Below are 13111 nucleotides of genomic sequence, written 5' to 3'. Positions count from 1 at the left end.
TCAATGGAGAAAGAGGAGGAGATACGTTTTTCGTGACATGCGGAGAGATATCTGGTACAATAACGGAAAACCCGGGGGGGGGGGATTCCTGCATGGGCGATAGAAGCGGCGGGCAGGATATGCTCCGCAGAGAATATGACCGGATCAACGCCAAATGGCTGAACGCCCACTTCAGGGCGGGAGCGGGGCTGGCGGCCTTCATCTGTCTGATGGAGGCGGTGGTCTACTTTGCCCTACGGTGGATGGGAGGAATGACGGCCTCCCGGAGCTTATACATAGGGAAATATATGCTGGCGCCTTCCGGCCTGAATCTGCTGGCCGTAGTGGCGGCGCTGTGGGTTAAGCGTTCCCGGCTCCCACTCAGGGCAAAAATATATACGGTCTCAATGGCGCTGGTATTCATCTGCTGTGTGACCTATACGGTACACAATATTTTCCCATCCCTCTGTATGGCCTTCGGAGTCCCCATCGTGCTGACAACGGCCTATGGAGATCGGGTGCTGACCACTATGACGGCGGCAGGCTGCATTCTGTGCAAAACGCTCTCCGACCTGCTCTTCCACTGGGACCCGGAAGCAAGTTCCAAGCTGGGCACCGCAGAGCAGAACATGGACTTTACGCTCTCCCTGGTGATTTTAGCGGCGGTCTATGTAGGCTGCATGGTGATGATCTCCATTGAACAGGAAAAGAATCGGATCAGCATCCAGCGTGAGCTGGAGAAGCAGCATTTCCAGGTAGAGGCGCTGACGGATTCTCTGACCGGCGTTGGGAACCGACAGGCGTTCCAGCAGATGATGGACACGCTGGCGGGGGAGGGGCCGGAGCCGGAATACAGTATGGCCATTCTGGACCTGGACAATTTCAAGGAGGTCAACGATACTCAGGGGCACATGCAGGGAGACCGGTATCTGCGGGAATTGGGAAACGTGCTGCAAAAGACAAGGCTCGGCGCGGCCTACCGCTTTGGCGGGGACGAGTTCTGCATTTTATTCCGGAGCCGGACAAAGTCGCAGCTCTGCGAGGCCTGTCAGGATATCCAGCACAGCTTTTCTGAGGCGACGCTCAGCCGGGAGCTGGAGCAGGTGACCATCAGCTTCGGCGTGGCGGTCCACCAGCCGGGCGTGGGCCCGGCGGAGCTGCTGCGCCGGGCGGACACGGCCCTGTACCAGGCGAAGAAGGCCCGGGGCTCCATCTGCTTCTATCAGGCATAGAGCAAACAGCGCACCCCCGGAGGAAACTCCGGGGGTGCGCTGTTTTGCGGGGATATGGACTCAGGAGATGGATACCACGGAGTATCCGGCCTCCTCCACCGCCTTCTTCAGTGCCTCGTCAGAGGCGGTGCCGGAGACGGTAGCGGTCTTGGTGTCCAGGTCCACGTTGGCTGTGACGCCGGGCAGGCTGTTCAGAGCCTTGGAGACGTGGGCGACGCAGTGCTGGCACATCATGCCGTCGATGGTGAGTTTCTTTTCCATTTGACACACTTCCTTTTTCATATCGATATGGCCATCCGCCCCTGTGGGAACAGACTCTGCCGGATGGGAACGCCGGGGCTTGAAGAGCTTGAGACGCAGGGCGTTGGAGACCACGCTCACCGAAGAAAGGCTCATGGCCGCGGCGGCGAACATGGGGTTGAGCTGCCAGCCGGTGAGGGGGAACCACACGCCGGCGGCCAGGGGGATCCCGATGATGTTGTAGATAAAGGCCCAGAAGAGGTTCTGCTTCACATTCCGGATGGTGGCCTTGGAGAGCTCCACCGCCGTTACGGCGTCCAGAAGATCACTTTTCATGAGTACGATGTCCGCCGACTCGATGGCTACGTCAGTCCCTGCGCCGATAGCCAGCCCCACGTCGGATCGGGCCAGAGCCGGGGCATCGTTGATGCCGTCTCCCACCATGGCCACCCGCCGGCCTTCGGTTTGAAGAGAGGCGATGACAGCCTCCTTGTCCTGGGGAAGGACCTCGGCGATGACCTTGGTGACGCCCAGCTCCCGGCCAATGGCGTCGGCGGTGCGCTGGTTGTCGCCGGTGAGCATGACCACGTCGATCCCCAGCGCGCGGAAGCCGCGCATGGCCTCGGCGCTGGAGGGCTTTACCGTGTCCGCCACGGCGATGAGGCCGATGAGCCTGCCGTCCTGTGCAAAGTAGAGGGGGGTCTTGCCGTTTTCAGCCAGGCCATCGGCCATCAGGTGTTCCGCGCCCAGATCAATTCCGCTCTCCTCCATCATGGCACGGTTGCCGGCCAGATAATGGGAGCTCTGGACTTCAGCCCGGACGCCGCGGCCGTGGACGGCTTCGAAGTCCCGGACCGGGACAAGGGGGATCTTGCGCTCCTCAGCTTCGCGGACAATGGCCTCGGCCAGAGGGTGTTCTGAGGGCTTCTCCAGGGAAGCGGCCACGCAGAGCAGCTCCTCTGTTGTGATGCCCTCTCCGGGGTAGAGGTCGGTGACCCTGGGCCGCCCCTCCGTGACGGTGCCGGTCTTGTCCAGCACCACCGTGGAGACGGTGTGCAGGGTCTCCAGTGCCTCTGCGGACTTGATCAGGATACCGTTTTCCGCGCCCTTTCCTGTGCCGACCATGATCGCCACAGGGGTGGCGAGTCCCAGTGCACAGGGACAGGAGATGACCAGCACGGCCACGCTGGCGGTCAGGGCGTGCTCCACGCCGTAGCCCAGGACCAGCCATACGGCGGCGGTGACCAGGGCAATGCCGATGACAGTGGGGACAAAAATGCCGGCAACCTGATCCGCCAGCTGGGCAATGGGGGCCTTGGAAGAGGCGGCCTCGTCCACCAGAGCAATCATCTGGGCCAGAGTGGTGTCGTCCCCCACCCGGGTGGCGCGAAAGGTGAAGGAGCCCGACTTGTTGATGGAAGCTGCCACGACCCGGTCTCCAGGCCCTTTTTCCACGGGGATGGATTCGCCGGTGAGGGCGGACTCGTCCACCGAAGAGGTCCCTTCCGTCACCTCGCCGTCCACGGGGATGGAGGCGCCGGGCCTGACCAAGATGAGGTCCCCCACAGCCACATCCTCCACCGGAATCTCCACCTCGGCGCCATCCCGAAGGACGGTCGCGGTCTTGGGGGCCAGATCCATCAGCCGGCTGATGGCCTCGCTGGTCTTCCCCTTGGAACGGGTCTCCAGATATTTGCCCAGAGTGATGAGGGTGAGGATCATGCCCGCGGACTCAAAATAGAGGTCCATAGACCACTTGGACACCCGCTCGGCGTCTCCGTGCCCCATGCCGTAGCTGATCTGGAAGAGGGCGGCCACACCGTAGACCACGGCGGCCAGGGAGCCCAGCGCAATGAGGGAATCCATATTGGGGGAGCCGTGGAGCAGGGTCTTGAAGCCCACTTTATAGTATTTATCGTTGACATACATGATGGGCAGTACCAGCAGGAACTGGATCAGAGCGAAGCTGAGGGCGTTTCGGCTATCGTGAAAGAAATGCGGGAGGGGCCACCCCATCATGTGCCCCATGGCGATATAAAAGAGAGGGAGGAGAAAGCACAGGGAGATCACAAATCGGCGCTTCATCCCCAGCAGTTCGGCCTCTATGTCGACCGCGGGAGCGGCATCCGCCTTGGCGCCGCCCTTGGAGGCGGGGAGCGCGGCCCCGTAGCCCGCATCATCCACCGCGGCAATGATGGATTCCGGACTCTCAGCGCCCGGGTCATACTCCACCAGCATGGACCCGCCCAACAGGTTGACATTGACGGAGGACACGCCCGGGAGCTTCTCCACTGCCTTGGTCACATGGGCCGAGCAGGCCGAGCAGGTCATACCGGTGACATTGAATTTCTGTTTCATAGATGGTTACCTCGCAAGAGTGTAAGTGATCACTTCAATATTTTGCCCAGCATGTCCACCAATTCATCGATCTTTTTCTCACGCTCCTCCTGAGTGTGCGCGGTATTGACACAATGCTTCAGGTGGGCGGTCAGGATCTCCTGATTGACCCGGTTCAACATGGCCTCGGCGGCCATGACCTGGGTGGAGATATCGATGCAATAGCGGTCCTCCTCCACCATTTTGATGATGCCGTCCATCTGACCGCGGGCGGTCTTGAGGAGGCGCAGGACCTTTTTCTGGTCTGCCATCACAGGGCAATCCCTCCTTACAAAGTGAGAGGCGTAAAACAATACCCCTCGGGGGTGTGGTATTATAATACCCCCCCGGGGTGTGTTTGTCAAGAGAAAACGGAAAAACCGTCTCTGGCAGACAGCGGATGGGGGGGATTGGTACGCGAACGGCCCATCTGCGCAGCGGATCAAAAGGCACCGAGGGATCTTGCGACATGCAAAAATCCCCGCACTCCAGGAAGAGTGCGGGGATTTCTTAGCCTCAGGCCCGCTCGTCTGCCGCTGCAGTATCGCGGAAAAGCAGAGAGATGCACCAGATAGCGGCGAGACCCACCAGGGTATAGATCACGCGGCTGATGGCGCTGCTAGACCCGCCGAACAGGAAGGCCACGATATCAAAGCCAAAGATGCCGATGCTGCCCCAGTTGAGTCCGCCGATAATGGCCAGGACCAGGGCGATCTTATCCATGATCATGGAAGAATACCTCCTCATTTTGGGTTTCCAGCCATAGGATAACCAACATGAGGAGGCACTATACAAAAAATAAGATTATAAGAGTGCCTTGGGGCCGAAACCGTGGGCCAATAGGGCCTGAAGGGACAGCTTCACATAGTCGCCGCCCTCTTTTGCGATGAGGACCTCCAGATCGGGCGCGAATTCAAACAGCACCTGACGGCAGGAACCGCAGGGCCAGCAGTAGTCCTTGGAATTTCCGGCGATGGCGATGCGGACGAAATCGTCCCGATGGCCTTCACTCACCGCTTTGACCACAGCGGTGCGCTCGGCACATATGGTATCGCCGTAAGCGGAATTCTCCACATTGCATCCGGTGAATACAGAGCCATCCGCGCACTCCAGAGCCGCGCCCACAGGGAAGTGGGAATAGGGTACATAGGAATATGGAAACATGGAGATGGCCTTGTCCACCAGTTCGCGCTCCGTCATCGCAAGAGCCTCCCTTTTATTTTATTGAATGTGCACGTGGTTATTGATATGGTTCATGCAGTAGCAATAGTAGCCGTTGCACTTGGAGCAGTAACGGAACTCCATGTCGGGGTCGTCCGCGTCGGTGATGCCGCAGACGGCGCATTTATGAAGATATCCCTTTTCTTTTTTTACATCCCGCGTGGCCTTTTTAAAATTGATGGTCTGGCGGGAATGCTGGTGCCTGACCCGGCCAAAGATGCGGGCGGCGTCCTCCCAGAAGAAAAGAAGAAAATTGGCGATGGCCACCAGGGGCAGCACCACGCCGGTCCAACTGAGGTTCAGGAGGCTGGTGGCGATGGACAGCGCAAAAAAAGCCGCGTCGATCCAGGCCAGCCATTTGGCCTTCACCGGGATGATGAAGAAGAGCAGAAACTGGAGGTCGGGGTACAGGGCGGCAAAGGCAAAGAAGAGGGACATATTGAGGTAGTCCACACTGACCACGGACCAGGCGTAGTTGGCACCATACAGCACAGAGAGCACCAACCCCACAACGACATTGGCCAGCACGCCGATGCCGTAGTACACAGTGAACTTGACCGAACCCCACTCACGCTCAAGCATGTTGCCGATGAAATAATACATGTAGAGGAAGAGGGCGAAAAAGATCAGGTTATAGCCGGAGGCGGGGACGAAAATAAAGGTGACGAGCCGCCAGAGCTGGCCGCGAAGGATACCGGCCGGGATAAAGGCCAGCATGGCGGAACAGGCGCCGCCGCTGAAATTGTCCAGCAGATAGACGGCGATATTGCCGATGACGATGTACATCATCAGATTGGGAATCCCCAAACGCGGGTGTTTGTAGCAGAACCGGTCGAGCCAGTCGGTAATGGAGTGCAAGGCCGCAGCCTCCTTACATCAGTTAGTGTGTGAGATATTTTACCCGGTTTTCTGCGGGAAGTCTATAAGTTTTTGTAAACTTTCCAAATGCGTCCTTTCCCAGTTTGGGAAATCTGGGAAAAGAGCGAGGAGGTCGTCCCCCTTGACAGACCCCGGGGCTGTCGCTTATAATAGAAATACAATCAAATAGCCTTATCAAGAGTGGCGGAGGGAACGGCCCGATGAAGCCCGGCAACCTGCGGTGAAGCGCAAGGTGCCAAATCCGGCGGCAGTGATCGAAAGATGAGGAAACAAAACTTCGTGCGCTCCGTTGGATGTGGAGCGCATTTTTTATGCCTCCCGTCCCGGACAGAAAGAAAGGAAAGGTATCAGTATGAGTCACCGTGTATTCACCTCCGAGTCCGTCACCGAAGGACATCCAGACAAGGTATGCGACCAGATCTCCGACGCGGTCCTGGACGATATCCTGGCAAGCGACCCCACCGCCCATGTGGCCTGTGAGACCTTCACCACCACTGGCATGATCGTGGTCATGGGAGAGATCACCACCTCCCACTATACCGATATCCCGGCCATTGCCCGCAGAACCGTGCAGCGGATCGGCTACACCGATCCGGCCTACGGTTTTGACTACCGCTCCTGCGCCGTCATGACAGCCATCGACGAGCAGTCTCCCGACATCGCCATGGGCGTCAATCAGTCCTTCGAGGTCCAGCAGGGCGGCGACAGCGACCCGCTGGACCTGGTGGGTGCCGGCGACCAGGGAATGATGTTCGGCTACGCCTGCGACGAGACCGCTGAACTCATGCCCGCGCCCATCTCCATGGCCCACCGCCTCTCCCGCCGCCTGGCCCAGGCCCGCAAGAGCGGGGAGCTCACCTGGCTGCGCCCCGACGGCAAGAGCCAGGTCACCGTGGAGTACGACGCGGAGGGTCGTGTCCTGCGCTGCCCCGCCATTGTGGTCTCCACCCAGCACGACCCGGACATCGCCCTGAAGGACTTGCGGGAGGCGGTGATGGAGACCATCATCAAGCCCATCATCCCCGCGCAGTACATCGACAAGGACACTAAAATTTATGTAAACCCGACCGGGCGCTTTGTGGTCGGCGGCCCTGTGGGGGACACCGGCCTCACCGGGCGGAAGATCATCGTGGATACTTACGGCGGCTCCGCCAGCCACGGCGGCGGCTGTTTCTCCGGCAAGGACCCCACCAAGGTGGACCGCTCCGCCGCCTATATGGCCCGGTATGCGGCCAAGAACCTGGTGGCGGCGGGCCTTGCCCGCAAGTGCCAGATCGAACTGGCCTATGCCATCGGCGTGGCCCATCCGGTCTCCGTGCTGGTGGACACCTATGGTACCGGCAGGCTGCCCGACGAGCGGCTGGCAGAAATCATCAACCGGCACTTCGACCTGCGCCCGGCCGCCATCATCCGGGATCTGGACCTGCGTCGCCCCATCTATGAGCAGACCGCTGCCTATGGCCATTTCGGCCGTACCGATGTGGACCTGCCCTGGGAAAAGACTGACCGGGCGGAGCTGCTCAAGCAGTATCTGTAAGCCGGTGCCGGAGGTCTGACCGCCGGACGCGGGGCAGAGAGCCGGTGCGTTGGGATACGAAAAGAAAAACGGCGTGACATGCAGCGCATGTCACGCCGTTTTTCTCAGTTCGGTCGGAACTGCCGGGCTTTCTGTAAAACCTTCAGCTTTATTTCAGGGTTTGGGTGTATGATAAACGTGGAACATCCCGGAGGTGTGCGGACGTGAAGATATTGATTGTTGAGGATGAAAAGCTGCTGGCAGACTCCATCCGTACTCTTTTGCAGAAAAAGGGATTCGATGTGGAGGTCGCCTATGACGGAGAGACGGGAAGGCAATACGCAGAGCTGGGCGTCTACGATTTGCTGATTCTGGATGTTATGATGCCGAGCGTGGACGGATTCGAAGTGGCCAGGAGGGTCCGCATGAAGCATTTGGGGTCCATGATCCTGATGCTGACCGCCAAATCAGAGCTGGAGGACCGCATAACAGGGCTGAACGCCGGCGCGGACTACTATCTCACAAAACCTTTCGATGCGAGGGAACTCCTGGCCTGCATCAACGCGTTGCTGCGCAGGCAGGGGGCGCAGGTGGACGAGGTCAGGTTTGGGAACACCTCGCTGGATCTCTCTTCCGCCATGCTGATCTGCGGAGAAAACAGAGTCCGTCTTTCGGCCAAGGAATTCGACGTCATGCGGTTTCTGCTGCAGGCGGGCGGGAGGAACCTGTCAAAGGAAGTAATCCTCGCTAGGGTGTGGGGCTTCGACTCCGAAGCGGTAGAAAACCATGTGGAGGTCTACATTGGGTTCCTGAGAAAAAAGCTCGCCAGCATCGGTTCGAACATCCGAATTGCAGCGATCCGCAGACTGGGCTACCATTTGGAGGCGGAGTAGCATGATCCGAAAACTGCGATTTAAATTTGTGATGATCAACATGAGTATTGTCACCATCATGCTCGGTGTGATCTTGGGGCTTGTGTTCTATTTTACGCGGGCGAATCTAGAAACCGAGAGCATTGCCATGATGCAGAACGTTGCCAGCCAGCCCTTTCACCCCGGTATCCCCAATGAGTCCGGAGGGGAAGTGCGCCTACCGTACTTTATACTCCAGGTGAGTCCACGGGGAGAGCTGATAGCGACCAGCGGAGGCTATTATGACTTGTCCAACGATGCATTTCTGAGCGATCTGATCGATATGGCGTTTGCTTCCCCCAAGGCGTTCGGCGTGATCGAGGGGTACCATCTGCGGTATTACCGGGTCGGTACGCCGATCGACCAATGCCTGGTATTTACGGATATCTCCAGCGAGGTCGCCACGCTGGACCATTTGACGAAAACCTGTCTTTTTCTTGGAGGGCTCGGGTTTGGGGTGTTTCTGGCCATAAGCATCCTTCTCTCCGGATGGGCGGTAAGGCCGGTGGAGCTGGCATGGAAGCAGCAGCGTCAGTTCGTGGCGGATGCGTCGCACGAACTGAAAACGCCCCTGACGGTCATTATGACAAACGCAGAACTCATGAGCGACCCGGAATACAGCGAGGCATATAAAGCCCAATTTTTATCCCACATTCTGGTGATGTCCCGGCAGATGCGGGAGCTGATTGAACAGTTGCTGGAGCTGGCCAGGACGGACAACGCCGAATCGAGGCCCACCGTCGGTACTGTGGATTTCAGCAGATTGGCCGCCAATGCCGTGCTCCCTTTTGAGCCAGCCTTTTTTGAAAAGGGGCTGCGCCTGGACGTCCGGATCGACCGGGATATTTCTGTTTCCGGGGAAACGGCACTGCTGCAGCGGCTGATGGACATTTTGCTGGACAACGCGCTGAAGTATTCCTCTCCCGGCGGGACTGCCTGGGTGACGCTCCAAAAGCAGGGGAACCGGCGCTGCAGACTGGTTGTAAAAAACCAGGGAGAGCGCATCCCGCCGGAAGATATTAAAAACATATTCAAACGGTTTTACCGCGTGGATAGGGCCCGAAGCAGGGACGGGAGCTTTGGTCTGGGCCTCTCCATCGCGGAGAATATTGTGGTGCAGCATAGAGGGAGCATTTGGGCGGAGAGTGAGGACGGGGTCAACAGCTTTTTTGTGGAACTACCCTGCGTTTAGCGTCCGTTTTCGGGGGCGGAGAGGAGAAGGTGCCTCTCCGCCTTTTTTGTTCAAAAAATTTTTACAAAAGGCTTCAGCGTCGTTTCAGCGCAAGAGATTACAATAGAACTGGCCCTTGTTTGCGCGCGGGCAATGGGACCGGCGGAAGGGAAAAACGCTGTCCGGGTGCGCCGGCCTTTTTCAGGCGGGGACGGACGGCGGGATGGCCAACATAGGTTCGAGGAGGCAGACTATGATAACAGTTGAGCACTTGACAAAATACTACGGCGATTTCATGGCGGTCGATGACCTTTCCTTTGAGATCGAGGAGGGCCATGTTTACGGCTTCCTGGGACCGAACGGCGCGGGAAAGTCCACCACTATGAATATTATGACCGGGTGCCTGTCCGCGACGGAGGGGCATGTCAGGATCGATGGATATGATATTTTTGAAGAGGCGGAAAAGGCCAAAAAGCGCATCGGCTATCTCCCGGAGCAGCCCCCGCTCTACATGAATGAGACCCCACTGGAGTATCTGCGGTTTGTAGGGGAGGCAAAGGGCCTGCACGGCGCAGAGCTCGACCGGCAAATCACCCGGGTAGTGGGACAGACAAGGATCGATGGGGTAAAAAACCGGCGGATTTCAGCCCTTTCCAAGGGCTATAAGCAGCGGCTCGGAATCGCCCAGGCGTTGCTCGGAAACCCGAAGGTCATTATCCTCGATGAGCCGACCGTCGGGCTGGACCCCATCCAGATCATCGAAATACGCGATCTTATCAGGGAGCTTGGACAGGAACACACGGTCGTTTTCAGCTCCCACATTCTCTCCGAGGTCCAGATGATCTGCGACCAGATCCTCATCATTGCAAAGGGAAAGCTGGTGGCTTTTGACGAGCCCGGCAACCTGGAACGGCGGCTGCTGGCGCCCAGTGAGATCACATTGACCGCAGAGGCGACCGAACAGGAGGTGAGGGATATCCTTTCCGGCGTCGGCCGGATAACGGGGCTGGACCTCGAGCGGGAGGCCGCAGGCAACGTCATGGCCCGGTTGAAAACAGAACACGATGATATTTATGAGGTATCCCGCGCGGTATTTTTCGCATTCGCGGAACAGAAAAAGGCCCTGCTGGAAATGACCTTGAAAAAGGCAAATCTGGAGGACATTTTCCTGGAACTGACGGACAATGCCCGGCAGGGCGCCCCGGCGTCAGATGCCGGAACGGACGCCGAATGTGGAGAAAGCGAGGAGGCTGAGCAATGATTGCCGTTTTGAAGCACGAACTGCGGTCCTATTTCCACTCTTTGACCGCCTATCTTTTCGGTGCGCTCCTGCTGGTGTTCGTGGGCATCGGCGCTGTGCTCTACAATATCCAGGCCGCCGTCAGCAATTTTGAGTTTGTCCTCAGCTTCTGCAGCATAGTCCTTGCGGTCATCGTACCCATTCTGACGATGCGTGTCATTGCGGAGGAGCGCAGGCAGAAGACCGATCAACTGTTGTATTCCCTCCCGATCACCACCGTTCAGGTGATCGTGGGGAAATACCTGGCGCTTCTGGTGATCTACCTGATCCCGCTGTGTATCATTTCCTTTTATCCGCTGATCTTCGCACAGTTCGGCGAGGTGTATCTGGCAACCTCATACGGATCCATTTTCGCATTTTTTATGATGGGCGCCGCGCTGATCGCACTGGGCATATTCCTTTCATCTCTGACGGACAACCAGGGATTTGCGGCTGGTATCGGTATTGCGGTGATCCTCTTGAATTATTACAGTGTCAGGCTGTCGGAGCATGTCTCGTCTACGGCCATGGGGACCGTGATCGCCTTCGGCGTCCTCATTCTTGCCCTGGGCGCCGTGATCTGGTACCTGACCAAAAATGAAAACCTGGCCTGTGGCTGCTGCTTTGCTTTGGCCGCCGTGCTCATCCTTGTGAATGTGCTGGATGGGGCGGCTCTGGAGGGCCTGCTGCCGGACCTCATGGAAAAACTGTCTCTGTTTGCACGACTCAATACATTTGTAAACGGCGCCTTTGATCTGACGGCGATCGTATATGATATGAGCGTGATCGCCTTTTTCCTGTTCCTTTCCGTGCAGTCGCTGGAGAAGAGGAGGTATAATTGATGAGAAGAGATCTGAAACGCAGTTCCTCCTCAGAGCCGGCGAGAGAGCATACAATTGCCTTTCGGGGGGGCGGCTATTCCCTCGTGATCACCGCCATCATGCTGGCTCTCCTGATTGTGGTGAATATTTTCGCCTCCGCTCTGCCCACATCCATGACCAAGTATGACATCAGCGCTTCAAAGCTCTACTCCATCACCAGCAACACAAAGGTGGTGGTGAACGCACTGGAAGAGGACGTGACGATCTACTGGATCGTACAGTCCGGCAAAGAGGATGAGGTGATCGAGAACCTGCTGAGCAAGTATGAAAGCCTCTCTGACCATATTGAAATCGTCAAAAAGAATCCGGATGTTTTCCCCACCTTTGCCGAGCAATATACGGATGAGACCGTTTCGAACAACAGCCTCGTCGTGGAGTGCGGAGAACGCAGCCGGTTCATCGGATACGATGACATCTACCTCCAGGAAGCGGACCTGTATTCCTACTCCTATAATACTTCCTTTGATGGAGAGGGGTCCATCACCTCCGCGATCGATTATGTGGTGAACGAGGAGCAGCCCCAACTGTACCTGTTGGAAGGGCATGGGGAGGCGGAGCTTCCCGCTTCCTTCCGTGAGCAGATCGAAAAGGAAAACATGGAGTGCAGCACATTCTCGCTGCTGACGGCGGACGGAGTGCCGGAGGAAGCCGACTGCGTAGTAATTTATGGACCGGAGAGCGACATTTCCGCAGAGGAAAAGGAGCTGCTGGCCGATTATGTGACGGGCGGTGGGAAATTGCTGGTCATGGCCGGACCCACGGAAAGCGGGGTTCTGGAAAATCTCTACAGCCTTCTGGCGGATTACGGCGTAAGCACAGAGGAGGGGGTCGTCGTGGAGGCGGACCGGGAGCACTATGCTTTCCAGTTGCCCTATGTGCTCCTGCCGGATATGTCCAGCAGCGAGATCACGGACTCGCTGATTGAGGAGCACTATTATCCCATCATGCCCATCTCCCAGGCGCTGACGGTAAGCGGCTCTGCCGTCGGCGCGACTGTAACGGAACTGCTCACCACTTCCGACGCCTCGTTCAGCAAGGTGGACGGGTATGACATTACAACGTATGAAAAGGAAGAGGGCGACATAGACGGCCCGTTTACAGTCGCCGTATCTGTCTCTTGTGACGGCGGAGGAGGCATGGTCTGGTTTTCCTCTTCCAGCTTCCTGGAGGATATGTACAATGCATATTCCTCCGGCGCAAACGTGGACCTGACCATGAATGCCCTCGCCTCCCTCGTCGGCGAAAGCGACGCGATGGCGATCCGCAGCAAATCCTTGAACTATAACTATCTGACCATTCGGGATTCCACGGCTTCCCTTTTGAAGGTGGCGATGATCGGTGTGTTCCCGCTCCTGTATCTGGGGATTGGGATGGGCGTGATTTTGAGGAGAAGGAGGATGCAGAGTGAAACGGTCTAGGAGGCTCT

At 57.7% G+C, this 13111-nt stretch carries 12 protein-coding genes and 1 riboswitch; of the genes, 7 read left to right on the top strand and 5 right to left on the bottom strand.

All coding sequences use genetic code 11. The features are described from left to right. Positions 1-92 precede the first annotated feature (92 nt). Positions 93-1211 carry a GGDEF domain-containing protein gene (locus SRB521_RS09960; RefSeq protein WP_116721786.1) on the top strand — a complete coding sequence of 373 codons (1119 nt, stop codon included), beginning with the start codon at positions 93-95 and terminating at the stop codon, positions 1209-1211. Between the two features lie 60 nt (positions 1212-1271). Here SRB521_RS09960 and SRB521_RS09955 read toward each other — a convergent pair whose 3' ends face one another. The 5 genes from SRB521_RS09955 to SRB521_RS09935 all read right to left on the bottom strand — a co-directional run bounded on the left by SRB521_RS09955 (position 1272) and on the right by SRB521_RS09935 (position 5906). Next, the gene (locus SRB521_RS09955; RefSeq protein ID WP_116721785.1) at positions 1272-3809 is read right to left on the bottom strand and encodes a heavy metal translocating P-type ATPase; all 2538 of its coding nucleotides are present in this window, start codon (positions 3807-3809) and stop codon (positions 1272-1274) included. Positions 3810-3838: 29 nt separating this feature from the next. Continuing rightward, positions 3839-4102 (bottom strand): metal-sensing transcriptional repressor, encoded by a 264-nt coding sequence (locus tag SRB521_RS09950; RefSeq protein ID WP_033116318.1) that lies wholly within the window; start codon positions 4100-4102, stop codon positions 3839-3841. A 241-nt stretch (positions 4103-4343) separates the two neighbouring features. Further along, positions 4344-4556: a DUF378 domain-containing protein gene (locus SRB521_RS09945; RefSeq protein WP_116721784.1), complete on the bottom strand. Its 213-nt coding sequence runs from the start codon at positions 4554-4556 to the stop codon at positions 4344-4346. Positions 4557-4631: 75 nt separating this feature from the next. After that, a complete protein-coding gene (cdd, locus tag SRB521_RS09940; RefSeq protein ID WP_033116316.1) occupies positions 4632-5027 on the bottom strand; it encodes a cytidine deaminase in 396 nt (131 codons plus the stop codon). A gap of 21 nt (positions 5028-5048) precedes the next feature. Beyond that, complete coding sequence (locus SRB521_RS09935) at positions 5049-5906, bottom strand: rhomboid family intramembrane serine protease (protein ID WP_242857424.1); 858 nt, start codon at positions 5904-5906, stop codon at positions 5049-5051. Between the two features lie 189 nt (positions 5907-6095). Then, positions 6096-6195: riboswitch (SAM riboswitch) on the top strand. Positions 6196-6279: 84 nt separating this feature from the next. On the opposite strand from SRB521_RS09935, the gene metK reads away from it, so the two are divergent. From metK to SRB521_RS09905, 6 genes are all read left to right on the top strand, one after another. After that, positions 6280-7464 carry a methionine adenosyltransferase gene (metK, locus tag SRB521_RS09930; RefSeq protein WP_033116314.1) on the top strand — a complete coding sequence of 395 codons (1185 nt, stop codon included), beginning with the start codon at positions 6280-6282 and terminating at the stop codon, positions 7462-7464. Between the two features lie 203 nt (positions 7465-7667). Then, positions 7668-8336 (top strand): response regulator transcription factor, encoded by a 669-nt coding sequence (locus SRB521_RS09925; RefSeq protein WP_075703634.1) that lies wholly within the window; start codon positions 7668-7670, stop codon positions 8334-8336. Between the two features lies 1 nt (position 8337). Next, the gene (locus SRB521_RS09920; protein WP_116721783.1) at positions 8338-9546 is read left to right on the top strand and encodes a sensor histidine kinase; all 1209 of its coding nucleotides are present in this window, start codon (positions 8338-8340) and stop codon (positions 9544-9546) included. Between the two features lie 232 nt (positions 9547-9778). Further along, positions 9779-10786, top strand: a complete 1008-nt coding sequence (locus SRB521_RS09915) for an ABC transporter ATP-binding protein (RefSeq protein ID WP_116721782.1) — start codon at positions 9779-9781, stop codon at positions 10784-10786. Continuing rightward, the gene (locus tag SRB521_RS09910; RefSeq protein WP_116721781.1) at positions 10783-11646 is read left to right on the top strand and encodes an ABC transporter permease; all 864 of its coding nucleotides are present in this window, start codon (positions 10783-10785) and stop codon (positions 11644-11646) included. Before SRB521_RS09915 ends, SRB521_RS09910 begins: the two co-directional genes overlap by 4 nt. Then, the gene (locus tag SRB521_RS09905) at positions 11646-13103 is read left to right on the top strand and encodes a GldG family protein (RefSeq protein WP_116721780.1); all 1458 of its coding nucleotides are present in this window, start codon (positions 11646-11648) and stop codon (positions 13101-13103) included. The genes SRB521_RS09910 and SRB521_RS09905 overlap by 1 nt, the downstream gene beginning before the upstream one ends. Positions 13104-13111 lie beyond the last annotated feature (8 nt).

This window comes from Intestinimonas butyriciproducens, assembly GCF_004154955.1.
Classification (GTDB): Bacteria; Bacillota; Clostridia; order Oscillospirales; family Oscillospiraceae; genus Intestinimonas; species Intestinimonas butyriciproducens.
Note: the sequence above shows the minus strand (reverse complement) of the source record. Positions and strands in the feature narration are given on the sequence as shown.